The organism is Clostridium sp. Marseille-P299, assembly GCF_900078195.1.
In the GTDB taxonomy this organism is placed as follows: Bacteria; Bacillota; Clostridia; order Lachnospirales; family Lachnospiraceae; genus Lachnoclostridium.
The window spans coordinates 2269073-2294135 of record NZ_FJVE01000007.1 but is presented as its reverse complement, the minus strand read 5'-3'; the positions used below and the strand labels follow the sequence as shown (position 1 = coordinate 2294135).

The 25063-nt window shown below is 33.6% G+C and carries 20 protein-coding genes; all 20 read left to right on the top strand.

From position 1 onward, the window contains the following. Positions 1-205 precede the first annotated feature (205 nt). Complete coding sequence (locus tag BN4220_RS17990; RefSeq protein WP_066719832.1) at positions 206-427, top strand: hypothetical protein; 222 nt, start codon at positions 206-208, stop codon at positions 425-427. Between the two features lie 180 nt (positions 428-607). Next, a complete protein-coding gene (locus BN4220_RS17985) occupies positions 608-2758 on the top strand; it encodes an ATP-dependent helicase (RefSeq protein WP_066719830.1) in 2151 nt (716 codons plus the stop codon). A 323-nt stretch (positions 2759-3081) separates the two neighbouring features. After that, positions 3082-4461, top strand: a complete 1380-nt coding sequence (locus BN4220_RS17980) for a TldD/PmbA family protein (protein ID WP_066719828.1) — start codon at positions 3082-3084, stop codon at positions 4459-4461. A 123-nt stretch (positions 4462-4584) separates the two neighbouring features. Next, positions 4585-5934, top strand: coding sequence for a TldD/PmbA family protein (locus BN4220_RS17975; protein ID WP_066719825.1), 1350 nt, complete (start codon positions 4585-4587; stop codon positions 5932-5934). A gap of 143 nt (positions 5935-6077) precedes the next feature. Then, positions 6078-8699, top strand: a complete 2622-nt coding sequence (gene alaS / locus BN4220_RS17970; RefSeq protein WP_347477146.1) for an alanine--tRNA ligase — start codon at positions 6078-6080, stop codon at positions 8697-8699. Between the two features lie 353 nt (positions 8700-9052). Beyond that, positions 9053-9229, top strand: a complete 177-nt coding sequence (gene rpsU / locus BN4220_RS17965) for a 30S ribosomal protein S21 (RefSeq protein ID WP_012200629.1) — start codon at positions 9053-9055, stop codon at positions 9227-9229. 467 nt (positions 9230-9696) lie between these two features. After that, positions 9697-11109 carry a group II intron reverse transcriptase/maturase gene (gene ltrA, locus BN4220_RS17960; RefSeq protein WP_066713335.1) on the top strand — a complete coding sequence of 471 codons (1413 nt, stop codon included), beginning with the start codon at positions 9697-9699 and terminating at the stop codon, positions 11107-11109. Between the two features lie 328 nt (positions 11110-11437). Next, a complete protein-coding gene (locus tag BN4220_RS20585; RefSeq protein ID WP_242867819.1) occupies positions 11438-11827 on the top strand; it encodes a YabP/YqfC family sporulation protein in 390 nt (129 codons plus the stop codon). A gap of 209 nt (positions 11828-12036) precedes the next feature. Then, positions 12037-13290, top strand: coding sequence for a sporulation protein YqfD (locus BN4220_RS17950; RefSeq protein ID WP_066719821.1), 1254 nt, complete (start codon positions 12037-12039; stop codon positions 13288-13290). Continuing rightward, complete coding sequence (locus BN4220_RS17945; protein WP_066719819.1) at positions 13265-14302, top strand: PhoH family protein; 1038 nt, start codon at positions 13265-13267, stop codon at positions 14300-14302. Before BN4220_RS17950 ends, BN4220_RS17945 begins: the two co-directional genes overlap by 26 nt. 50 nt (positions 14303-14352) lie before the next feature. Continuing rightward, on the top strand, positions 14353-15585 hold the full coding sequence (locus BN4220_RS17940; RefSeq protein ID WP_066719817.1) for an HDIG domain-containing metalloprotein: 1233 nt from the start codon (positions 14353-14355) through the stop codon (positions 15583-15585). Between the two features lie 146 nt (positions 15586-15731). Then, the gene (gene ybeY, locus BN4220_RS17935) at positions 15732-16226 is read left to right on the top strand and encodes an rRNA maturation RNase YbeY (protein WP_066719814.1); all 495 of its coding nucleotides are present in this window, start codon (positions 15732-15734) and stop codon (positions 16224-16226) included. A 164-nt stretch (positions 16227-16390) separates the two neighbouring features. Further along, entirely contained in the window at positions 16391-17509 is a 1119-nt protein-coding gene (locus BN4220_RS17930) for a DUF3048 domain-containing protein (protein ID WP_066719811.1), read from the top strand. 82 nt (positions 17510-17591) lie between these two features. Next, complete coding sequence (locus BN4220_RS17925; RefSeq protein WP_066719808.1) at positions 17592-19214, top strand: putative polysaccharide biosynthesis protein; 1623 nt, start codon at positions 17592-17594, stop codon at positions 19212-19214. 58 nt (positions 19215-19272) lie between these two features. Beyond that, positions 19273-20007 carry a BofC C-terminal domain-containing protein gene (locus tag BN4220_RS17920; protein WP_066719806.1) on the top strand — a complete coding sequence of 245 codons (735 nt, stop codon included), beginning with the start codon at positions 19273-19275 and terminating at the stop codon, positions 20005-20007. Positions 20008-20030: 23 nt separating this feature from the next. After that, positions 20031-21257 (top strand): NAD(P)/FAD-dependent oxidoreductase, encoded by a 1227-nt coding sequence (locus tag BN4220_RS17915; RefSeq protein ID WP_066719803.1) that lies wholly within the window; start codon positions 20031-20033, stop codon positions 21255-21257. Further along, entirely contained in the window at positions 21254-22915 is a 1662-nt protein-coding gene (locus BN4220_RS17910; RefSeq protein ID WP_066719800.1) for an NAD(P)/FAD-dependent oxidoreductase, read from the top strand. The genes BN4220_RS17915 and BN4220_RS17910 overlap by 4 nt, the downstream gene beginning before the upstream one ends. Positions 22916-22933: 18 nt before the next feature. Then, positions 22934-23797, top strand: a complete 864-nt coding sequence (gene proB / locus BN4220_RS17905; RefSeq protein WP_066719797.1) for a glutamate 5-kinase — start codon at positions 22934-22936, stop codon at positions 23795-23797. A 375-nt stretch (positions 23798-24172) separates the two neighbouring features. Then, a complete protein-coding gene (locus BN4220_RS17900; RefSeq protein ID WP_066719794.1) occupies positions 24173-24388 on the top strand; it encodes a DUF896 domain-containing protein in 216 nt (71 codons plus the stop codon). 88 nt (positions 24389-24476) lie between these two features. Continuing rightward, complete coding sequence (locus BN4220_RS17895; RefSeq protein ID WP_066719790.1) at positions 24477-25049, top strand: 5-formyltetrahydrofolate cyclo-ligase; 573 nt, start codon at positions 24477-24479, stop codon at positions 25047-25049. Positions 25050-25063 lie beyond the last annotated feature (14 nt).

Below are 25063 nucleotides of genomic sequence, written 5' to 3'. Positions count from 1 at the left end.
AACAAATAAACAGCATTAAATATTTGTCAAAATATAATAGAAGAAGGTCTGTTGGTTCTATCAACGGATCTTCTTCTAATTTATGCGCTTCTTAGACATTTTGTAGCATTTGAAAATGCTATTATTTTATTTTTAGTAGATATCAGCAGTATACAAAAATTACCAATTATGTTATACTATAATTCCACAGGAAAGGAGAGTAACAATGCTAAAAATATTTATTTGCCCAGAATGTTACAACATAAGGATGGTTTCAAAACGCCCGAATGCAATATGTTTACATTGTAATGAACCTTTGCTTGCATGTGATTTGGATTATAGTGACTATATTATGTTGTCTCCTGAAGAACGGGAGTTATATAAAGAGCTTTTTAAGGAAAAAGATAAAAAAAGTGAATCTACGACCCAAGAATCGTTATTAGCTTAAATGGTTCTTGGGCTTTTTTGTTGTATTAAGTAAATCACCAACTAAGTTGATGAACATGAATGGTAAGATAAGCTAAGGATAATAAATTTTAACAAAACATTTGTTTGGTTGTGAGTTGTATTTTTATATAAGAATACAGTATAATGATTATAGTTTATATTATAGTTGGGAGCAAAGATTATGAGTTTTGATTCTTTAAATGGACTGAATGATGAGCAGAAATTGGCGGTGACAACAACCGAAGGATATGTAAGAGTTATCGCAGGGGCAGGTAGTGGTAAGACTAGAGCATTGACCAATCGCTATGTGTATCTTGTTCAAGACCTAGGGATATCAACTGCAAATATCCTTTGTGTTACATTCACAAATAAAGCAGCCAATGAAATGAAAAAACGAATTCGTCATATGATTGGTGATTATGATACTGGACTTGTTTGTACGTTTCATGGATTCTGCGTAAAACTTTTAAGAGAAGATATTCATACAATGCACTACCCTGAAAATTTTCTTGTGATAGATTCGGAGGATACAGATACGATATTACGCAATGTATATCAGGAAGCGAAAATTGATTCCAAAAGATATACCTTTTCAATGGCAAAGGATATGATTGCTGCAAGAAAATATTTAGGGGAGTACATATCGTATATCCTTGAAACAGACATTCATATATTAAAAGATTATTACTTAAAATCAGCGAAAATTGAGGACAGGATCTTTTTTGGATATCTATATGAGCAAAGAAAGTGTTTTGGTCTTGATTATGATGATTTGATTTTATTTGCGCTATATGTCTTAGAAACCTTTGATGATAAGCGTGAAAAATGGCAAAAACGACTGGAATATATTATGGTAGACGAGTTTCAGGACGTAAGCAGCTCTCAGTATGCTCTAGTAACAATCCTAAGCAATTATCATAAGAATTTATTTGTAGTAGGAGATCCAGATCAAACGATATATACCTGGAGAGGTGCAAGGATTGAGTACATTCTTGATTTTGATAAGAAGTTTCCAAAGGCTACTACGATTATCATGGATCGAAATTATCGTTCTTCTGAAAATATTTTAAACGCTTCTAATTCATTGATTAAGAAAAATAAAAAGCGCTTAGACAAGGAATTAAAAGCAGTGAAGAGTTCAACAGTTCCTGTAATTTACCATCATGCTCGTACGACGAAAGAGGAAGCCGCTTTTATTGTGAAGCAAATTGATAAAATTGTCGCGGCAGGAAAAAGTTTAAACGATATTACGATTTTATACCGTTCACATTTTGTATCTCGAAGTATTGAGGAGGAATTTATAAAAGAAAAAATACCGTATGTATTATATAGTGGTATTGAATTTTATAAGAGGAAAGAAATTAAAGATATTTTAAGCTATTTTAGAATGCTTATTTTTGAAGACGATTTATCATTTTTACGTGTAGTGAATGTTCCAAGAAGAAATATTGGAGATAAACGCATTCAACTACTTAAGGATTATGCAGAGAAAAATGATTGTTCATTATATAAAGCACTAAAGGAAAATCTAGGACATGACTTAATAATAAAAAGTAATGCAGATGAGTTTGTCAAATTGATTGATAAATATCAAAAATTATATATAGATATGAAATTAACTGATTTATTATCAAGTATTTTAAATGATAGTGGATATGAATCCATGTTACGTACAAGTGGTGAAAATGAACGTCTAGATAATTTGGCTGAGCTGAAACAGGCGATATTTGAATATGAAAATAGTACAGGAGAGGAAACTTTCTTAGAAGACTATTTACAGATGATTTCTCTTTATTCAAACACAGATAAGGAAGATAAAAAAGATTCTGTTAAGATGATGACGATTCATAATGCGAAAGGTTTAGAATTCCCATATGTTTTTTTGTGTGGTTTAAATGAGGGAATATTTCCAAACAAACATGTAAATTCTCTCGACAAATTAGAGGAAGAAAGAAGACTAGCGTATGTAGCTTATACAAGAGCTGAAAATGCCTTATTCCTTAGTGATGCGGAAGGCATTAATTTTGATGGTTCTTATCGTTATCCCTCAAGGTTTATCTTTAATACAGACAAGGCATATCTTGAATATACAAAGGAGTTAGAACAAAGGCTAGTGGACGATGCCATAGGCTATATTAAAAGAAATGAGATGAAAATTGCACCAGAAAAATCCGATGGATTAAAAATTGGAGATTTCGTAGTTCATAAAGTTTTTGGCAGAGGTAAGATAACTGAAGTACATGAAGATACATCTTCTTATGGAATTCAGTTTGAAAAGTTAGAAACAATTCGAAATATTAGTTTTACAGTGCCATTAGAAAAAGTAGAATAATTGTTTGCAAATAGTATATTAAAATGCAATAAATTCTTCTATTTACTTGACAATTCAAAATATAAAGTGTTTTATAGATATATAATACATTTTCATTCAAGAAGTGATAAGGGATACAGTTTTTAAGAATGTAGCAAAATTATCAGTCGATTGAATGACTTAATATACTTTTTGATTTAAAGACCTGTTAGTATTAATGTAAGTTTAGATTTAATGTACATTTAGAATTAATAGGTTTTAAATTTAATGAATGTCTAGATTAATGTGATTTAGGTTTAATGTAACTTTTGAATTAAATATAAAGAATGATAGGAGTGTATATTATGATATCAAAGGATATTTTATCTGCGGTTTTAGCTAGAGCGATGTCAACTGGAGCTGACTTTGCGGAAATATTCGCAGAAAAAACATTGAATAAAACAATTGGAATGATTGATAGTAAAGTAAATGAAATTACGGATGGCGTTATTTCAGGTGTTGGTATACGTATTTTAAAGGGAACAAAGAGTATTTATGCTTCCACTACTTTAATGACAAAAGAAGGGTTAATGGAATGTGCTACTAAGGTTGCAGATGCACTTAATTTTGCAAAGCAAGACGTACAGATTAACTTAACGGAGAGAATTTTTGGTGATATCCATCCAATTAAGATTGTGCCAGCATCCGTAAGTAATCAAAGAAAGATTGATATATTAAAAGAAGGATATTTTGCAGCAAAGAATTATCATCAAGATATTGCACAGGTAGCAGGTACTCTTTTAGAGGTTGATCATAATATCATGATTGCAAATAGTGATGACTTATATACAGAAGATAGACAAATTCGTACAAGAATGGCAATCAATGCAATTGCAAGTAAAAACGGTGAAAACCAAACTGGTTCTGCCTCCCCTGGACGTAGAATGGGACTTGAATTATTTGAGATGATTGATCCAAAATCTGTTGGATTAGAAGCTGCAAGACAAGCGATTACAATGATTAATGCAAGCTATTGCCCAGCAGGCAAAATGACAGTTGCCATTGAAAATGGTTTTGGTGGAGTAATCTTCCATGAGGCATGTGGTCATTCACTAGAAGCATCCTGCGTATCCTTGGGCCAATCTCAATTTGCAAATAAATTAGGAAAACAAATTGCAAATACAAAAGTAACAGCAATTGATGATGGAACTATTCCAAATGCCTGGGGATCTATTAACATTGATGATGAAGGTACACCTGCGAAAAAGAATGTATTAATTGAGAATGGTATCTTAAAATCCTATATGGTTGATAAATTAAATGGTCGCAGAATGGGCATGGAATCCACAGGTAGTTCAAGAAGACAAAGTTATATGTTTGAGCCAACTTCTCGTATGACGAATACATACATTGACAATGGTCCAGATAAGAATGAGGATATTATTAAGTCAATTGAATACGGTCTTTATGCAAAATCTATGGGTGGCGGTTCTGTTAACCCAATCACAGGTGATTTTAACTTTTCTGTTAGAGAAGGTTACATTGTACGTAATGGTGAAATTAAGGAAGCAGTTCGTGGAGCAAGCTTAATTGGAAAAGGTTCTGATATCCTAATGGATATTGATATGGTTGGTCAGAATTTAGATCGTGGTCAAGGAATGTGCGGAGCAGCAAGTGGAAGTATTCCAACTGATGTAGGTCAACCATTGGTTCGTGTATCTTCCATCACAGTTGGTGGTAGATAGGCTTTTTAAATATAAATATGATCTTTAAATATATACGGATATGTGAGCCTGTATTTTACGAAATAGAATTAAAGAAAGGAAGAAAGATAACCCAGGGAAACTTGTGTTATTAAAGGTGAATCTATGAATTATAATGAATTTAAACAACAAGTGAATGCATTTGCAGAAAAAGCTTCACTTTTGGAATATGAATTATATTTTAAAGAGAACAGTGAAATTAACGTAGAAACATATAAAGACGAAGTAAAAGCCTTCTCAAGTGCAACAAGAGGGGGAGTAGGATTTCGTTGTATTGTTAATGGAAAATTAGGTTATGCTTCTACAGAGTTATTTTCAGTAGAAGAAGCAGAAAGCTTGGTAAAAAGAGCGATTGAGAATGCGAAATCCATTGAATCCGAAGATGAAGTGTATATATATGAAGGCGGAGAAAAATATCAGGAAGTTTCAGTAAAAACATTTCCACTTCCATCCGCAGATACAATGATTCAAACAGCGCTAGAACTTCAAAAAAATCTATATGCAGAAGATGAGAGAATTATTGATGGAACGCAAACAATGGCAGCAGCCGAAATAACTAAGGTAAATATCAGCAATTCCAAAGGCCTTAATGTGGAATATGAAAATAGTAGTGTTGTAGTATATGCACAGCCAATTGCATCCGATGGGGACGAAATGTATACAGAAGAAGCGTATGTTATGAAGGCTATTGAAGAAGTCGACTTAAATGAATTGGCAAAAGAGGCAGTGTCAGAAACCGTTTCTGTTATTGGAGCTGGTAAAGTGGACTCAGGTAAATATAAAGCAGTGTTTTCAGCGAAAACAATGGCTAAGTTACTTCGAACATTTTCATCAATATTCTCCGCGGAACAAGTACAACATGGTCTTTCCTTACTGAAGGGAAAAGAAAATGAGAGCATTGCATCACCAATCGTAACTATTGTTGATGATCCGTTTTATGAAACTTCTTTCTATCAAGTACCTTTTGATGCGGAAGGAGTACCAACCTTTAAAAAGAATGTAATTGAGGAAGGTAAACTTAATACATTTCTTCATAATTTAAAGACAGCAAAAAAAGCAAATGTAAAAAATACTGCAAATGCGTATAAACAGGGCTATGCTGGAGATATTCAAATTATGCCTTATAATTTTTATATAAATCCAATCAAAGGGAAAAAAGAGGATTTATTTAAGCAAGTAGTGGATGGTATTTACATTACGAGTCTTGAAGGAATGCATGCTGGTGCTAATCCAACAACAGGTGATTTTTCACTTGCTGCAAGTGGATTTTTAATTAAAGGTGGAGAAAAGACAAATGCAGTAAAAGGCTTTACTGTGTCTGGTAATTTCTACGAATTGTTAAAGAAAATTGAGTTAATTGGTGATGATTTAGAATTTGTATTGCCTTATGGTTCTAGTGCTATGTATGGTTCACCAAGTGTTATGGTTGCGGATATGTCTATTGCAGGACAGTAATTGACAAAAAGCAATGGAGTCTTTATAATTAAAAACTAGATTCACGAGTTAATGAAAATAATATTTACAAAATATTCGCGGATAAAAAGATACGTAGGAGGCAATCTCAAGTGAAAGCATATGGTGTTAATGAATTAAGAAGAATGTACCTTGAATTTTTTGAAAGCAAGGATCATCTTAAGATGAAGAGTTTTTCTTTAGTTCCACATAATGATAAAAGTTTATTATTAATAAATTCTGGTATGGCTCCATTAAAGCCATATTTTACAGGACAAGAAATCCCACCAAGAAAACGTGTTACAACTTGCCAAAAGTGTATTCGTACTGGTGATATTGATAACGTTGGTAAGACAGCTAGACATCTTACTTTCTTTGAAATGCTTGGAAACTTCTCCTTTGGAGATTATTTTAAGCACGAAGCAATTGCTTGGTCATGGGAATTTTTAACTAAGGTTGTAGGCTTAGAAGAAGATCGTTTATATCCATCCATCTTTAATGAAGATGATGAAGCATTTGATATTTGGACACAGGAAGTTGGAGTACCTGCTGAGAAAATTACTCGTTTCTACCGTGATGAAAATGGGGATTGCGATAACTTCTGGGAGCATGGTGCAGGTCCTTGTGGTCCTTGTTCCGAAATCTATTATGATAGAGGCTTAAAATATGGTTGCGGAAAGCCTGACTGTAAAGTAGGTTGTGAATGTGATCGTTTTATCGAAGTTTGGAACAACGTATTTACTCAATTTGAAAGTGATGGAAATCACAATTATACAGAGTTAAAGCAAAAGAATATCGATACTGGTATGGGACTTGAAAGACTTGCAGTAGTAGTGCAAGATGTAGATTCTGTATTCGATATTGATACAATGAAAGCAATCCGTGATAGAATTTGCGAATTAGCTGGCGTTACTTATCAAACCGATAGTAAAAAGGATGTATCTATACGTTTAATTACAGATCATATTCGTTCCGTTACATTTATGACTTCTGATGGTATCATCCCATCCAATGAAGGTAGAGGATATGTTCTTAGAAGACTTTTAAGAAGAGCTGCTAGACATGGTAGATTACTTGGTATTGGTGATAAATTCTTAGCTGAACTTTGCAAAACAGTAATTGAAGAATCTAAAGATGGATATCCTGAATTAGAAGAGAAAAAAGAATATATCTTAAAAGTATTAACAATAGAAGAAGAAAAATTTAATAAAACAATCGATCAAGGTTTAAGTATCTTAAATGAAATGCAAGAAAATTTAGTTGCTACTGGTGCAAATACATTAAGTGGAGACGATGCATTTAAATTATATGATACTTATGGTTTCCCTCTTGATTTAACTAAGGAAATCTTAGAAGAAAAAGGCTTTGTTGTAGATGAAGAAGGCTTTAACAAAGCAATGCAAGCTCAAAGAGAAGCAGCTAGAAATGCTCGTGCAACAACAAACTACATGGGGGCAGATGCAACTGTTTACGATGAAATTGATCCATCCATTACTTCTAATTTCGTTGGTTATGACAGAGCAACTCATACATCTAAGATTAGCGTATTAACTACAGATACTGACGTTGTAAATGAAATCAACGCTGGTGATAGCGCTACTATTATCGTTGATGAAACTCCATTTTATGCTACAATGGGTGGTCAGTCTGCAGATACTGGTGTTATCACGAATGGAGATTCAAAATTTGCAGTTGAAGATACCATCAAATTAAAAGGTGGAAAGATTGGTCATGTTGGAACTGTAGTAGAAGGATCTTTTAACGTTGGTGATACAGTTACATTAACAATTGATGAAGATAAGAGAAGTGCTACAGGTAAAAACCACAGTGCAACTCACCTTTTACAAAAAGCATTAAGAGTAGTTCTTGGTTCTCATGTAGAACAGGCTGGTTCTTTTGTTTCCGCAGATCGTTTACGTTTTGACTTTACACATTTCTCCGCAATGACAAAAGAAGAAATTGAAAAAGTAGAAGCACTTGTTAACGCTGAAATCGCTAAGAATGAACCTGTAGTTACTGAAGTAATGAGCGCAGAAGACGCGAAAAAGAGCGGCGCAATGGCATTATTCGGTGAGAAATATGGTGAAAGCGTACGTGTAGTTTCTATGGGTGAGTTCTCAAAAGAACTTTGCGGTGGTACACACGTATCAAATACCGGTGTTATTACAGCATTTAAGATTTTATCCGAAGCTGGTATTGCAGCAGGTGTAAGAAGAATTGAAGCAATTACTTCAAATGCAGTATTTGATTATTATAAAAACATCGAAGAAGAACTTCATGATGTAGCAAAAGCAGCAAAAACAGAACCTGCTAGTTTATTAAAGAAGATTGAAAGCATGCAAGAAGAATTAAAAGCATTACAAGCTGAAAATGAAAAATTAAAAGCGAAACTTGCAAATAACTCTCTTGGAGATGTTATGGATCAAGTTGTTGATGTTAAAGGTGTTAAAGTTCTTGCAGCAAAAGTTCCAGATGTAGATATGAACGGACTTCGTAACCTTGGAGATCAGTTAAAAGAAAAACTTGGTGAAGGTGTTGTATTATTAGCATCTGCAATGGGCGATAAAGTAAACCTTATCGCAATGGCAACCGATGAAGCTATGGCTAAGGGTGCTCATGCTGGTAACTTAATTAAAGAAATCGCTAGTCTTGTAGGCGGTGGCGGCGGTGGTCGTCCAAACATGGCTCAAGCTGGTGGTAAAAACCCAGCAGGTATTGATGCAGCAGTTGCAAAAGTAACTGAAGTAATCGGTACACAAATTAAATAAGCAAAATTATTAATATAAATAATAATATACAAACGATATAAGTAAAATTTGCGATTTTAATAAATAATAATATACAAACTACAATTTATTTTTAGAGATAATTGTAAAAAAGAATTTATATGTGGGCTATCTTGGAATTAGAGCTTAAGCCCACATTTAAATTATAGATTAGTGACCTATACTATTTGACTCTTTGATTTAATTTGAAATAATTTCATAATTTTATGGTAAATAGCAAAAAAGAGGTTGACGAAATCTGAATTTATGTTATAATCTTTTTAGTGCTATTCAAGAAATACCCAAACAGTTGTATAGGCACAATACACAACTGGAGGGAGGTTAGGTGTGAGTCTATGTCGAATGTTATCGTAAAAGAGAATGAGTCTTTAGACAGCGCTCTCCGCAGATTCAAGAGAAACTGTGCGAAGGCAGGTATCCAACAGGAGATCCGTAAGAGAGAACATTACGAAAAGCCAAGCGTAAAGCGTAAGAAAAAGTCTGAAGCTGCTCGTAAACGTAAGTTTAAATAATATGTGCAGAAACCCTCAATGGTTACATTGAGGGTTTTTTTACTATAGTGTGCCCAGCATGGGCGCAATCTAATGGGTTAAAGTCCCTAACACAGCCTAGTAGTGGCAAGTGTATAGCCCAAGACAAGGGTGTCGTTCGTGAGGGCGAATCTGAAGGAAGTCCGTGGGCAAATCTCTGGTCTGACGAACAGAAATCACATACAAGGCATTAATTAAGGATAAGATTGCTATACAAATCGAAGTCCAATAACTACTCGAAATTAATTAATGTAAATGTGGCAGATAGATGGAGAGGAAGATTGCGTTCTTACCTGGGGAGGTCTTAGTGATACGTCATGGAAGTGAACTCTGAAATGACAACCCATGCAGTGATGTATGGCTGAACACTAAGAAGTCAGCAGAGGTCATAGTACCGGAGGTAGTCGACGACCTTTGGGAAGGACTGAACAATAGGAGGTTTTGAAAGTTTGAAAGAAACAAAGAAATGTGATGACAGCAGACAACTGAATACAGAATCAGGTCATTTGCAAAAGGATAGAGTGGAACTCGAAAGCTATGCAAAGGCGCCGAGCATTTCTATGACGTCGGATAACAGACAGAACGCCCGAAGAGAATATCACTATGGATTGCTAGAGAAAATCATTAGTAATGAAAATCTAAATGAAGCCTTTAAACGTGTAAAGAAGAATAAAGGAAGTCATGGAATCGACAAGATGGGAGTAGATGAACTTCTACCATATCTAAGAAGTCATGGCGAAGAGCTTAAGCAATCCATAGCAGATGGAAGTTATAAACCGAATCCCGTAAGAAGGGTAGAGATACCAAAGGATAACGGGAAAACAAGACCATTAGGGATACCAACTGTAGTAGACCGAGTGATACAACAGGCAGTATCACAAGTACTAACGCCAATCTTTGAGAAGAAATTTTCAGAGAATAGTTATGGATTTAGACCAAATCGAAACGCGCATCAAGCAATTCTAAAATGTAAAGAATACATGGATGAAGGCTATAAATGGGCGGTAGATATAGATTTAGAAAAGTACTTTGATACTGTCAACCACGATAGGTTAATTGGGCTGATTTATAAAGAAGTCAAGGATATACGAGTAATCGGACTGATAAGGAAGTATCTAAATGCAGGAGTGATGGAAAAGGGATTAGTAAGTGCTACTGTAGAAGGGGTGCCTCAAGGTGGGAACTTATCTCCACTATTAAGTAATATCATGTTGCATGAACTAGATATGGAATTAGAACGAAGAGGACTTAAGTTCTGCCGTTATGCAGATGATTGCAATGTATACGTGAAATCAAAGAAATCAGCAGAACGAGTTATGAAAAGTATCACGGAGTTTATAGAAAAGGACTTGAAGCTTAAAGTTAACAAAGAGAAAAGTAAGGTAGACCGACCATGGAAACTAAAATATTTAGGATATACCTTTTACAATAAGAAAGGTGAAATGGGAATAAGAGTACATCAAGTTTCTGTTAAGAAGTTAAAAGGAAAACTTAAGAGTATCACTGGAAGAAGTAATGCAATGAGTATGGAACTCAGAGCTATTAAACTAAAACAATTAATTGTTGGCTGGATAAGTTACTTCAAACTAGCAGATATGAAAGGTACCTTACGAGAACTTGATGAGTGGCTAAGAAGACGTTTACGTCTTTGTTACTGGAAACAGTGGAAAAAGATTAAAACGAAACATGATAACTTAGTTAAACTAGGGGTAGAGAATTGGAAAGCATGGGAACATGCGAATACAAGGAAAGGCTACTGGAGAATCTCCAATAGCCCAATCTTAAATTCAACTCTTACCAATAAATATCTTAGAGAACAAGGTTTTATAACACTTAGTGAAAGATATTCGCAAATAAGGTAATCTTATTGAACCGCCGTATACCGAACGGTACGTACGGTGGTGTGAGAGGACGGAAATTCAATTAATGAATTTCCTCCTACTCGATTAGTTGAACTTCATGATATCATTTAATAAAAGATGTTAAATGGAGGATATCGTTTTAAATAATAAATGAATATAATTTTTTGTATGCTTTGTATACATTTGATGGCTTCCTTAATAGATAGGAAGTTTTTTAATTTTTTAAAGCATTTTTTTAATATAAAAAAACCTAGGAACGAATATGTCTATTCCGCATAAACTTATCATATAGTATAGTTAGCACATGAATCTGTTCGGAGGGAACTTCATGTTTTTTAGACCAAAAGTGGTGAAATCAGAACATCGGAAGCATAAAGAAAAGACGAATAAAGAGTTCTATGATGAGATAAAGCGCAAGGACAAGGAAAGAAAGGCAGAACGGATTTCATACCTTGAGATTATATCAGATAATTTAATGTTACCACCTGACATGATAGCAGGTGCACCTATTATAACAATCAATGGAAGAAATTCAGTCTGCATCGAAAACCATAAGCGTATCCTTGAATATACAGAAACTAAAATACGTGTTCAAACAAAATTAAGTGGCCTTTGTGTGGAAGGTAAAAACTTAAAAATCGCCTACTGTACGCAAGATGAAATAAAGATTACAGGTATGATTATAAGTGTTTATTACATACAAAGTTCAAAGTCTTAGAGTACATAAAATGAGTGAATAAGAGACAATATGAGATGCTCAACTTGATACAAAGAGATAAAGGAGAAGATATATTAATAATGCTAAAATATATCGGCATTAAGAGTCTATAACAAATGATAATGAGCTAAGGATAATGAATAGATACACAGTAAGATAAAAATAAACAATATTACCATTCATTTTATTTGGAAGGTGTGATCTAGACTGTGCTTAAAAAGATTTATCGGTGGTTAAGAGGCTATTTATATGTAAATCTTATGGGAATTGAGATAGAGCGCTTTTTAAATCTTTGTAATAGCAAAGAAATTAAATTATGGGGACTTGTTAATGTCAATAGAACGTATCATTGTTATATGATGCTTTCGGATTATAAGAAAATTCAACCAGTCGCTAGGAAATCTAAGGTGATTCCTTATATAAAAGGGCGTTTTGGTTTTCCCTTTGCGTTTCAAAAAGCTAAGAAAAGAAAAGGCTATATTCTTGGATTTGCAATGTTTTGTACAATTATCTACATATTATCCCTTTATATCTGGGATATTAAAATTGAAGGTGGCTTTAAACATACAGAAGAAGAGCTACTTGGTTATTTAAAGACCATAGAAGTGTTTTCCGGCTCTAAAATTAACGATATTGATTGTCCTTTGATTGAAGAGTCGTTAAGAAAGGAATACACTGATATTGGATGGGTATCTGCTGAAATTTTAGGGACACAATTGATCGTTCGAATTGTAGAAACTTCTGTGCCAAGCTTGCAGGAAGACAAACTTGGGACGGAATTTAAAAGTGCAAATATAGTGGCGGATAAAGCATCAATGATTGTTGGAATTGTCACTAGGAAAGGTATGCCAAAAGTCAGCATTGGAAGTATTGTGAAACCAGGGGATGTATTGATTTCAGGCATTGTACCCGTGATCGGTGACAATGATACTTTAATTGAGAACAAATTAGTAGTTGCAGAAGGAGATATAACTTGCCGGACGTATTACGAATACAAAGATGAATTTTTATTAAAATATAATGATTCAACATATACAGGAAGAACTAAGGAAGGGCTTTCATTGCATTTGTTTGGACGGAAAATATTTTCATATAGTCCTAGTAATTCTTATGAACATTGTGATATAATATCAGAAGTAAAGACCTTAAAATTAATTCGTAATTTTTATTTACCAATCCAGTTTACGAAGTCAAAGGTTTCCGAGTATAGTGTATCTGAAACACAGTATACGGATGCTCAAGCAATAGAAATTGCAAATAAGAAATTATTACGATTTATGGAAGACTTGAAAAAGAGCGGCACTACAATCATTGAAAATCAAGTTAAGGTAACAATTGAAAAAGGAAAATGTATTTCCACTGGTAAGATAATTGTAGAAGAAGCTGCTTGGAAGTATCAAGAAATAAATGAAGACGAGTGGAGGAGTACAGAGACGGATGAGTATAACGGAGACAATCATTAATATTCCAGTTGAACATGAACGAAATGTTTTTGGGCAATGCGATGCGTATGCAAAAATAATTGAACGTGCATTAAATGTAACAATTATTTCAAGAGACGGTGAAATCAAAGTTATTGGTGATAATGATAACGTCACGAAGGCAAAAAGTGTTTTTATCCAGTTGTTAGAATTAAGTAAACGTGGTAATACGATAACAGAACAAAATGTAAATTATGCTCTTTCTTTAGGGTTTGAAAATAAAGAAGAATCCTTAGTGGAGATTGATAAAGATTTAATTTGTCATACAATTAATGGTAAACCAATAAAGCCAAAGACACTTGGACAAAAGGCATATGTAGATCAGATTCGTAAGAAAATGATTGTGTTTGGTATTGGGCCTGCTGGTACTGGTAAGACATATCTTGCAATGGCAATGGGAATTAATGCCTTTAAAAATGACGAGGTTGGAAGAATTATTTTGACAAGACCGGCGATTGAAGCTGGTGAGAAATTAGGATTTTTACCTGGAGATTTACAAAGTAAGGTAGATCCTTATTTAAGACCACTTTATGATGCTTTGTATCAGATCATGGGTCCTGAAAGTTATCTAAAAAACACAGAGAAAGGTTTGATTGAGGTAGCTCCACTTGCATATATGCGTGGTCGTACCTTAGACAATGCTTTTATTATTTTAGATGAAGCACAGAATACAACTCCTGCGCAAATGAAGATGTTTTTAACTCGTATTGGTTTTGGATCAAAGGTTATTATTACGGGTGACTTAACGCAAAAGGATTTACCTACAGGTCAAGTATCTGGACTTGATGTAGCAATGAAAGTTTTAAGTAAGATTGATGATATAGGATTTTCATATTTAACAAGTCAAGACGTTGTTCGTCATCCATTGGTACAAAAAATTGTACGTGCATACGATGAATATGAAAAACGCTCGACAAAAGATCAAAGACATGAAAAGCAAGATACGGTAAAAGCATATAGCAAGAAAAAACGTAACTTAAAGGATAAGAAATAACAAGTTTTTACTAGACGTAACAGGTGAATATTTGTTGTGGGAGATATACAATGGATAAAGAGTTAGTAGGGGGAGACAGGCAACAAATAAGTCCTAACAAAAAAGCAAGTATTATCATTGGTGTATTTTCTTGCTTTTTTGTTATTTTATTCGGTAATTGGGAGTTTCCTTTTACGTTACCGATTATTAAATCGATTGCCTATACTGCAATCGTTGAATTTGTTATTTTATTTTATATGAATGTGCATCGAAAGAGGATTTTTGTAAAGGCATATGCATGGTGGGTAGTTGATATTGGATTTCTAATCTCATTTTGTTTGCTTTTAAATAAGTCAAGCATTTCTGACTACCCATTATGGATGCTAGGCGGTATTCTTATCGCAAGTTTGATAGATATGTATTTAGGGATATTGATTACGTACAGTTTATTGTTCCTTTCTATCATAATAAATTTATTATCTTTTGAAATTGCTATTATGCATTTAATTGTAGGAAGCATTTTATTTTTTTGCATAAAATATTTGAATAAAATATCGAATACTATCTATATTTGTGTGATTCTTTTATCGATAAGTCTAACACTAATTTTAATAAAAGATAATTTTGTACTTTGGAATATAAAATCAGTACATACGGTATTTTTTATTAGTAGCAGTATGATCGTTGCAATTGTAATATTCCTTATAAGAGTTTTGTTTGCCAGAGCTTTTTGGAAAGAAAAAAACGTGGCGCATGATTTTAAGGAAAAGCATAATCAGCAAACATTGTCTTATGATATAATTTTAGAAATAACAGATGAAAGCTTTCCATTGTTAGTACGTCTACAAAATGAGGCACCGAAGCTTTATCAGCATAGTATGCTTGCTGCTAAACTCTCAAAAAAAGCAGCAATGTCTATAAAAGCAAATGAACATTTAGCATTTACAGGCGCTTTATATCATGAGATTGGACGTTTGGAGGGAAATGATTATATAACCTTAGGTTTGAATCTTTTAAATCAATATAGAATCCCAAATGAAATAAAAGAGATAGTTCAACAACATAGTTATAAAAGTGAATTACCAACAACGAAAGAGGCAGCAATTGTGTTGCTTACAGATAATATAATTACAACAGTTGAATATTTAAGAAATACTGGACATACCAATATTTCTTATGATAAATTAATTGATACGATTTTTTTAATGTGTTTTAAAAATAAAACCTTAGATCGTTCTGGAATATCCCTACAGGAGTTTAACACGCTGAAGGAATTTTATATTTCAGAGTTTGCTTTAAGTTAGTATAAAAGAGAACGTTAAAAGCTGAGGGAATGGACAAGGTAAAGAAAAGGAAATCACTTTCCAAGGAAATATCTTTGGAAATATCTTTCCTTGGAACTTACTTTCCTTAGTATTATGCAACAGCATACACAAGAATGGAGGATAACATGACATTACACATAGAATATGAAACGGATATTAAACTTGATTTGGATTATCGCCCTTTGATTGAAAAAGTGGTTAATGCAGCACTTGATTATGTTAATTGCCCTTATGAAATCGAATTAAATGTGATATTAAGCGATAATGCAGCAATCCAAGAAATCAATAAGGAGTATCGAAATATTGATGCCCCTACGGATGTGCTATCCTTTCCATTTATAGAATATGCTGAGCCAGGTGATTTTTCTAATGTAGAAGATTATGACGATAATTTTCATCCAGAGACTGGAGAATTATTGTTTGGAGATATCATTGTTAGTGTAGAAAAGGTTATGAGTCAAGCAAAAGAGTATGGCCATACCATAGAAAGAGAGCTCGCTTTTTTAATTGCTCATAGTATGTTACATCTAAGTGGCTATGATCATATGGAAGATGAGGAACGTGTGATTATGGAACAAAAACAAAGTGAAATCTTAGAAACTTTAGGTATTACTAGATAACGATAGAATCATTAGGGACTACTAGATAGCGATAGAAACTTTAGGTATTACTAGATAACAATAGAATCATTAGGGACTACTAGATAGCGATAAAATCATTAGGAATTACTAGATAGTGATAGAATCATTAGAAATTACAAGATAACGAAAGGACATGTTTGCGTATGGATTTTTATAGGAAGTATGGAAAATATGTAGTACTAGTATCTTTTATAATTTTAGGTATTTTTGTTGTGATTTACGCAACAAAAAAGGACAGTGGAAGTGAAAATGACATCCCTGAAGTAACTGCAACTCCTATGCCTACAGCAACCGCTACACCGACTCCTTTACCAGTAGAGGATCATACAGGTGAAGCTAAGAGCAAGCTTACTGGAATATGGATTCCAGAAGAAGAAGCGATGAAGCGTCCATTTGCAATAATGTTTAACAATATAAAAATTGCAAATCCCCAAAGTGGAATTTCGGATGCGTCAATTTTATATGAGGCGCTAACAGAAGGTGGAATCACAAGACTCATGGGTATCTTTGAAAACATAGATAAAGAGTCTCTAACTGCAAAACGTATTGGTTCGGTTCGAAGTGCTAGACATTATTATGTAAGTTTTGCTGATGAGTATGATGCTATTTTTATTCATTTTGGAAAGACTACTTATGCAAATAAAAAAATGCAAAAACTTGGAATTGATCATTTGGATGGAAATATGGGAATTGGTGCAAATGCTTTTTATCGCGATAAGACGATTAAAGCTCCCCACAATGCTTTTACTTCATTGGAAGGGTTAGAAGCAATGATAGAAAAAGCTGGTTTTAGAACAACCTATGAGGATGGATATGAAGGGCATTTTTCATTTTATGAAAAAGATACAAAATTAGCGTCAGATACTGCAGTGGACAAAGTGACATTGAAGTTTTCAACGTATGCAAAGCCTTATTTCATCTACAACAAAGAGAAGGGGTTATATGAAAGGTATCAATTTGAGAAAGAACATATTGATGCGAATACAAACGAAATATTAACATATAAAAATATAATTGTTCAATTTGTTAAGGAATGGGATATTGATAAAAATGGTTATCAAACTATGGACATTGAAAATGCAGAAGGTGAAGGTTTCTATATAACGAATGGGGCCGCTATTCCTATTACATGGACAAAGAATGAAAGCACAGGCTTTATGCGTTATTATAATTTGGATAAGAGTGAATTAACTATAAATCCAGGTAAGACTTACATTGCCGTGTTTCCAAATTCAAAGACAGAGGATGTTGTCTTTGAATAGTTGAAAAAGAAATTTCAACCGGTAAAAAGCAATGAATGCTTTTCGCTCGATTTGAGCTGCCGGTAGCAGTACGGAGGATATTATGAGTAACAATAAGAATAAATATTTAGTTCAAGGTACGATTCTGGCGGTATCTTCAATTATCGTTCGTTTTATCGGTCTACTCTACCGAATACCACTAACAAGAATCGTTGGTGATACGGGAATGGGATATTATACATCTGCATTTGAGATTTATAATCTTGCATTGATTTTATCATCCTATAGTATTCCAGTAGCAGTATCTAAACTTGTTTCTGCAAGAGAAATTAGAAAAGAATATAGGAATTCAAAACGTGTATTTATTACCGCTATCTACATTGCAGCAGTAGTAGGTGGATTAATGAGTTTAATTATCTACTTCGGTGCAAATGTATGGGCATCCTTAGTTAAGGCACCAAATATAGCGATTCCCCTTAAAGTACTGGCACCAACTATTTTTGTATTTGCAATTATGGGTGTGCTTCGTGGTCTATTTCAAGGAAAAAACACAATGCTACCAACTGCAATTTCTCAAGTGCTAGAGCAGATTGTAAATGCAGTAGTTAGTATTGTAGCAGCTTATCTGCTTATGAAAGAGCATAATGCATCACCTGAGATTTCAGCTTATGGCGCAGCTGGTGGTACCCTTGGTACTTTTATTGGAGCGGTTTGTGGACTTGCATTTTTACTATTTATTTATTCCTTATATCGACCAGTTTTAAATAAGAGATTACTGAAAGATAAAGCATTGCATCAAGAAAGTTACAAGGAAGTTGCAGTAGCTTTTGCTTATACAGTATTTCCAATTATACTAAGTCAAACTGTATACCAACTAAGTGGTACTTTGGATAATGTTATATTTGGACAAATCATGAGTACGAAGAATTATGCAACAGAAGAAGTAGTTACTATGTGGGGTATCTATGGCAATAAATATAAAATGTTAACAACAGTTCCAGTAGCCATTGCTTCTGCATTTGGTACATCAATTGTTCCTGCATTGGCAGCATCTTATGCTAAAAATGATTACGATGGACTACGACATAAAACAGCTACTTCTGTAAAGCTTAATATGTTAATTGCCTTTCCAGCAGCAGTTGGATTAACAGTTTTAGCAAAACCAATTATATTAGTTATATTTAATAACACCAACCTAGATCTTAGTGTGAAATTATTGCAAATCGGTTCCATTGCAGTTGTTTTCTTTGCATTATCAACGTTAACAAACGGTGTTCTTCAGGGAATTGACAAATTACATCTTCCAGTAATACATGCTGCAATTTCACTTGGTGTGCATGTTGTCATACTTTTTGTTTTACTTAAAGTTTTTGATTTAGGTGCGAATGGTTTGGTAATTGGTAATATAACCTTTGCATTGTTAGTTTGTATTCTTAACTGGATTTCCATTGGAAAGCATATGCAGTACAAGCAAGAAGTTATAAAAACATTTGTAATTCCAGCAATTGCTGCTATTATTATGGGCGGAATTACTTTCTTCGCTTATAAAATTATTTATAAAATTCTACCATCCACTGTTATTAGTTTAGCATTATCTATTGTAATTGCAGTAGCAGTTTATGGTGTATTAATTATAATTATGAAAGCAGTTGAAGAAGAAGAAATTCTTGAAATGCCAATGGGAGCAAGAATCGTAAGGTTATGTAAAAAAATTCATTTACTGTAAATTCGTATAATTATTGGTAATCAGTCAATACTTCATAGATGAAGGAGAGTGACAATCTATGAAGCGTTTTGCTGGTTATTTCTTGTGTTTATTTGGCTTATGTATAATGTTCAGTGCATGTTTTTATTGGAGTTATCAAAGTGCATTACGCAAGTTTAATAAGAATTCGGTTGAGAGAAATGAAGAATTATTAAGAAATTTAAAAGAATATCAACGGCAAGAAGAGTTATTATTAAAGAATAATGAAAAAGATAATACGGAGTCTGATACGAATCTAGGTACAGATGAATCATACAATACAGGAAATGAGTCTGTGGATAACTCTGTTACAGTAGATAGTAATAATAAAGACACAGTATTACCTAGTACAAAGTATTTTTTACTTACGTATAATTTAAAAACAGACGAGCTACTTACAGAGCAGTTAACTCCACCGGCGGATATGGTTGGATTAACACGTGCGGAATTGATAAATCAATTAGCAAATTATATGAAGAATGTTCCACTAGTAGACTATGAAAAAGGTTTATATGCTTACGAATTACTTGCTTTTTCAAAAGATGAAATTATAATAAGAAAGAGTTATAATAGCAATTTAATATCTTATCGATATTTTATGGTTGTAGAAGATGGGAAGATAGTTGTGTACTATAGTGATCTAGAAACAGTATATGAATATACAAATATTGAAGCTCTTTATTTACCTGAGAATACAAGAAATGATTTAATGAAAGGCATTTATATCAAAGATGAAGATGAGTTATTTACCTTGCTAGAGAGTTTTTCAAGTTAGCTTTATAATTGGAGGTGCAATTTTTGAAAATAGATGTGCTTGTTGTAGGAGGTGGAGCCTCTGGTTTGGTTGCTGCAATTTTTGCTGCTAGGGCTGGAGCGCGCACCACTATAATAGAACATAAAGATAAAATAGGAAAAAAGATATTGGCAACGGGCAATGGAAAGTGTAATTATACGAATTTAGTACAAACACCAGAATGCTATCGGGGAACGAATCCTGCATTTGCAACTTTTGTATTAAATGAATTTAATGAAACGGATGCAATTGCTTTTTTTCGCGAGCTCGGAATTATGCCAAAATATAAGAATGGATACGTTTATCCGTATTCAGAACAGGCAACATCCATTGTAAACGTTTTAGCAATGGAACTGAAACGATTAAATGTAAATATAGTTTACAATGAGCATGTTTCTTCTATGAAGAAACAAAAAGATGGAAGTTTCTTTGTGCAAACAAATGAAAACACATATCAGGCGAAGAAGGTTATTTTAGCAACAGGTGGATGCGCTTCCAAGGCACATGGATCGGATGGAAGTGGATATGCTCTTGCAGAGTCCTTTGGACATCATATTATTAAGCCATTACCAGCTTTGACCCAATTGCTTGCAAGTAATAAGTTCTTTAAAACGATTTCTGGAGTTCGTCTTGAAGCGAAAGCTAGACTTTTCTCAAATCAAAAAGAAATTGCAATGGAAGAAGGAGAAGTTTTATTTACCAATTATGGAATCTCTGGTATTCCTATATTTCAATTAAGTAGATTTGCTGCAAAGTCAATTGATGAGAATAAGAATACAAGTCTTACCCTTGATTTTTACCCAGAAATGAGTGAATTTGAATTACAATCACATATGATAGAACGCTTTGAAAATGGGCAACATAAGACTACTGAAGAGGTTCTAACTGGACTAATAAATCAAAAATTAGCCTATGTACTATTACAAGAAGCAAAATTAAAACCAGAGGCACCATCAGAGAGAGTAAACAAAGATGGTATTTTAAGAATAACAAAATTATTAAAACAATTTACACTAACTATTACCGGATGTAATACCTTTGAAAATGCACAAGTAAGTGCAGGTGGAGTCGATACAAGTGAGATAGATGCAAAAACTCTGGAATCGAAATTAGTAGAGAATTTGTACATTACGGGAGAATTGTTAGATATAGACGGAACTTGCGGAGGCTATAATTTGCAGTGGGCGTGGAGTACCGGAGTAATTGCAGGAAGGAATGTAGTGTTACCATGATACGTATTAATTTATTAAAATTACCGATTGAACATTCAGAAGCTGATATAAAAGAGGCAATTAACAAAGTTTTAAAGATTAAAAATGATCAACTGCTTAGCTATGAAATTGTAAAACGTTCCTTAGATGCAAGAAAAAAAAGTGAAATCAAATACATATATTCGATTGACGCTCTTGTAAAAGAGGAAGCAAGGATACTAAAACTATGCAAGAACCCAAATGTTTCATTATCACCTAGCATAGAATATCAATTTTCTATTACAGGTAGTGAAGTAATGAAACATCGACCAGTTGTTGTAGGAAGTGGCCCTGCTGGACTTTTTTGCACTTATTTTCTTGCTCTTAGTGGCTATAAGCCAATCTTAATTGAACGAGGACAGGCAATTGAACATAGAGTTAAAACAGTCAATAGCTTTTGGGCGGGCGAGAAATTAAACACAGAATCCAATGTTCAATTTGGAGAGGGTGGCGCAGGAACCTTTTCTGATGGAAAATTAAATACGATGGTAAAAGACCCAAGTGGAAGAATTAAGAAAGTACTAGAAATTTTTGCGCAGTTTGGTGCTCCTTCTGAAATCTGTTATGTTAATAAACCACACATTGGTACAGATCTTTTACGTAATGTTGTAAGGAATATTAGAGAAGAGATTATCCGTCTTGGTGGAGAAGTCCTTTTTGAAACAAAATTAACAGATTTTAAAATTGAAAATAATAAACTTACGTCTATTTTAGTAGAACAAACAATGAGTCATGAAAATGATTATAATAACGAAGCTAGTTCTATGGGTTCTAAGAATGTAGTTACAAGAGAGATTCCATGTGAAAATCTTGTTTTAGCGGTAGGACATAGTGCTAGAGATACCTTTGAATTATTATTAAAACGAGGATTAGATTTAGAAAAGAAATCTTTTGCAATTGGTGTTCGTATGGAACATAAGCAGGACATGATTGGTAAAAGACAATATGGAAGTATGTATGACAAATTACCACCAGCAGATTATAAAGTAACCCATCAATGCGAGAACGGTCGCGGTGTGTACTCTTTTTGTATGTGTCCTGGGGGCTTTGTTGTTGATGCATCTTCTGAAGAAAATCGTCTGGTAGTTAATGGTATGAGTAATCATGACCGAGGCGAAGAGAATGCAAATAGTGCGCTAATCGTAACTGTAAATCCACAAGATTTCTTAGCAACTCCTGGAGTGAAAGATACTCCACTGGCGGGTATGGAATTTCAGCGTTACTACGAAGAGTTGGCTTATAAAGCTGGGCGCGGTAAAGTTCCTGTACAGTTATTTGGGGACTTGTTAAGAAATAAGGAGAGTGTTACAATAGGTCATATTAAACCAAATATCAAAGGGGCATATACATTAAGCAATTTAAGAACTTGCTTACCGAACTATGTCATAGATTCCATAGTTGAGGGTGTCAAAGCTTTTGATCAGATTATTCCTGGATTTGCACATGAAGAAGCAATTTTATCTGGTGTTGAAACTAGAACCTCATCCCCGATTCGTATCACCCGTGATAGTAGTTATATGAGTAATATTGAAGGTATTTATCCATGTGGAGAAGGTGCTGGATATGCAGGTGGTATTGTGTCAGCAGCGGTTGATGGAATTAAGGTATTTGAAGGTCTTATTCAAAGATTTCAACCATAAAATAGGAGCGAGGGTACAATGGATATAAGAGAGCGATTAAAGGACAAAAAAAGAATTGTAATTAAAATTGGTTCTTCTTCATTGACACACGAAGCAACTGGAGATGTGAACCTTGAAAAAATGGAAAAGTTAGTACGAGTTTTAACGGACTTAATAAACCAAGGAAAAGAGGTCGTACTGGTTTCTTCAGGAGCGATTGCGGTTGGTAGAAAGACCATTGGATTAAAAGAAAAACCAAAAGAAAAAGCTATTAAACAGGCATGTGCGGCGGTTGGACAAGCTAGACTTATGATGGTGTATCAGAAGTTATTTTCTGAGTACAACCAAATAACTGCACAGGTGTTGATGACGAAATATACGATGATCAATGATATTAGTAGAGAAAATGCCCAAAATACATTCCATGAATTATTACAGCTTGGGATTATTCCTATTGTAAATGAAAACGATACTGTTTCAACGGATGAAATAGAGTTTGGAGATAATGATACTTTATCTGCACTTGTATGTGCATTAATTGAAGCGGATTTATTGATTTTATTATCAGATATTGATGGACTATATACGGATAATCCAAAAGATAATAAAGATGCTAAATTAATTCGAACTGTTTCAGTGATTGATGATACAATTTTAAATATGGCAAAAGGTGCAGGTTCTGATGTGGGAACTGGTGGAATGGCAACTAAGATTTCAGCAGCCAGAATTGCTACTGATTCTGGTGCTGATATGGTCATTGCAAATGCCAAAGATATTAACGTGATTCGTGATATCTTAGATGGGGAAGATGTTGGAACTGTATTTTTAGCACATAAAAATAAGAATTTTAGTTTGTTAGAACATATTACTACAAAACAATATCCAGCAAATTTGTGTACATAAGAAATATGAACATGAATATTATATGAAGTTACGTAGTAGGTGTCTTTGTATATGACAAAATATTGTGTTAACCTTTGGTTAATGCGGTTGAAGTTTTGGATAAATTGGTAATTTGCGTAATACAAATTTTATTGCGTGATGTAGTATTGATATGTTAGGATTATGTATAGCAAAACTTACGATATGGATTATGTATAAATCGATTGTGTAAAACTAATGTGTATATACGAATATATATAACACGATTATATGTAAATCTAATATGCGTATATGAATATATATATAACACGATTATGCGTAAATCTAATATGTATATATGAATATATAACTAGTATTATAGAATTTTGTTAATCGATAGATATGGAGGATATTTTAGTGGACGAAAAAACAATTGCACGAATTAATGAACTTTATCATAAATCGCAAAATGAAGGATTGACAGAGGAAGAAAAAAAGGAACAAAGAAAGCTTCGTGCGGATTATATAGCGGCAATTCGCGCAAATATGCGTGGTACCTTAAATAATATTTCTATTTTAAATGAAGATGGATCAATTACCGAGTTAGCTAAAAAAGATAAAACTCAACAATAGATTAAATATCTAAGTATTTTATACAGACGTAATAGATAAAGTTGTATAAATAGAGTTTGATAAGGCTTTATGTCAGAAAAGAGGTACTATGGATAAGAGTGGATTTCGTTCAGAGGTAATGGAAAAGAGAGCAGCACTTTCAAGTAGTGAAATGGAAGTATTTAATAAGCAAATATTAGATAAACTTTTACAACAGCCAGAGTATCTGAATGCGCAAGTTATTCTTTGTTATGTTTCTTTTGAACATGAAGTTGATACCCATGAAGTGATTAATCTTGCATTACAAAATTTAAAACGGGTGGCTGTACCAAAAGTTCATGAAAAGAGACGTATGGAGTTTTACGAAATTAAATCCCTTAATGAACTTAAGCCAAGTAAATTAGGTATCTTAGAACCAGTTTCTGAGGTACCTATTACATATGAGAAAACTATGAACTATACGATGATTATGCCAGGAGTTGCGTTTGATAAACAGTTACATCGTATTGGGTATGGCGGTGGATATTACGATAGGTATTTGGAACGGTTTGAAAAAGATAATATAACTAAGATAGCTCTTGCTTATGATTTTCAAGTATATGATGAAGTCCCTAGTGAGGCTTTTGATTATCAACCAGATATATTAATAACACCTAGTCAGATATTAAGAAAATCTAAGTAGGTTTAAACAAAACT

Bases quoted from the DNA above. Each gene is read 5' to 3' on its own strand.
- BN4220_RS17990 (WP_066719832.1), top strand. From the start codon at position 206: ATGCTAAAAATATTTATTTGCCCAGAATGTTACAACATAAGGATGGTT.
- BN4220_RS17985 (WP_066719830.1), top strand. From the start codon at position 608: ATGAGTTTTGATTCTTTAAATGGACTGAATGATGAGCAGAAATTGGCG.
- BN4220_RS17980 (WP_066719828.1), top strand. From the start codon at position 3,082: ATGATATCAAAGGATATTTTATCTGCGGTTTTAGCTAGAGCGATGTCA.
- BN4220_RS17975 (WP_066719825.1), top strand. From the start codon at position 4,585: ATGAATTATAATGAATTTAAACAACAAGTGAATGCATTTGCAGAAAAA.
- alaS (WP_347477146.1), top strand. From the start codon at position 6,078: ATGTACCTTGAATTTTTTGAAAGCAAGGATCATCTTAAGATGAAGAGT.
- rpsU (WP_012200629.1), top strand. From the start codon at position 9,053: ATGTCGAATGTTATCGTAAAAGAGAATGAGTCTTTAGACAGCGCTCTC.
- BN4220_RS20585 (WP_242867819.1), top strand. From the start codon at position 11,438: ATGTTTTTTAGACCAAAAGTGGTGAAATCAGAACATCGGAAGCATAAA.
- BN4220_RS17945 (WP_066719819.1), top strand. From the start codon at position 13,265: ATGAGTATAACGGAGACAATCATTAATATTCCAGTTGAACATGAACGA.
- BN4220_RS17940 (WP_066719817.1), top strand. From the start codon at position 14,353: ATGGATAAAGAGTTAGTAGGGGGAGACAGGCAACAAATAAGTCCTAAC.
- ybeY (WP_066719814.1), top strand. From the start codon at position 15,732: ATGACATTACACATAGAATATGAAACGGATATTAAACTTGATTTGGAT.
- BN4220_RS17930 (WP_066719811.1), top strand. From the start codon at position 16,391: ATGGATTTTTATAGGAAGTATGGAAAATATGTAGTACTAGTATCTTTT.
- BN4220_RS17925 (WP_066719808.1), top strand. From the start codon at position 17,592: ATGAGTAACAATAAGAATAAATATTTAGTTCAAGGTACGATTCTGGCG.
- BN4220_RS17920 (WP_066719806.1), top strand. From the start codon at position 19,273: ATGAAGCGTTTTGCTGGTTATTTCTTGTGTTTATTTGGCTTATGTATA.
- BN4220_RS17910 (WP_066719800.1), top strand. From the start codon at position 21,254: ATGATACGTATTAATTTATTAAAATTACCGATTGAACATTCAGAAGCT.
- proB (WP_066719797.1), top strand. From the start codon at position 22,934: ATGGATATAAGAGAGCGATTAAAGGACAAAAAAAGAATTGTAATTAAA.
- BN4220_RS17895 (WP_066719790.1), top strand. From the start codon at position 24,477: ATGGATAAGAGTGGATTTCGTTCAGAGGTAATGGAAAAGAGAGCAGCA.